This is a genomic window from Burkholderia sp. Bp8986 (genome assembly GCF_003854225.1).
Taxonomy (GTDB): Bacteria; Pseudomonadota; Gammaproteobacteria; order Burkholderiales; family Burkholderiaceae; genus Burkholderia.
The window spans coordinates 1-581 of sequence record NZ_QTQM01000197.1 but is presented as its reverse complement, the minus strand read 5'-3'; the positions used below and the strand labels follow the sequence as shown (position 1 = coordinate 581).

At 63.3% G+C, this 581-nt stretch carries 1 protein-coding gene; it reads right to left on the bottom strand.

Annotation, left to right across the window (positions count from 1 at the left end):
* On the bottom strand, nt 1-518 hold a 518-nt coding region (locus DID99_RS36860), incomplete at its 3' end, for an Ig-like domain-containing protein (protein WP_260444808.1).
* Between the last annotated feature and the right edge of the window lie 63 nt (nt 519-581).

Sequence of the window (581 nt, the reverse complement as noted above, 5' to 3'; positions counted from 1 at the left end):
TGTACGTCGTTCACGCCTTCGGTCGCGCTGAAACTGGTGCTCCAGGTATGACCGCCGTCGATCGAATATTCGACGGTCGCGCCAGTTTCGATGCCGGTCAGGTTCAGCGTGCCGACATTGGTGACGTGGTCAGACGCGCTGCTGCCGGAATCGGTGGTCAGGGCCACGCCGGGCGCGGCGGCCGAGGTGTCGAGCGTGAAATTGAACGACGTCGCCGACGAGGTATTGCCGGCCACGTCGATCTGGCGGACCTGCACGTTGTTCGTGCCTTCGATGGCGTTGAAGCTGGTGCTCCAGTGCGCGCCGTTGTCGACGCTGTACTGCACAGTGGCGCCGGTTTCGATGCCGGTGAGGTTCAACGTGCCGACATTGGTGATGTAGTCGGAGGCACTGCTGCCGGAATCGGTGGTGAGGGCCACGCCGGGGGCCGCGGCGGAGGTGTCGAGCGTGAAGTTGAACGACGTCGGGTCGGACGTGTTGCCGGCGATATCGGTTTGCCGAACCTGTACGTCGTTCACGCCCTCGGTCGCGCTGAAACTGGTGCTCCAGGTATGACCGCCATCGGTCGAATATTCGACGGT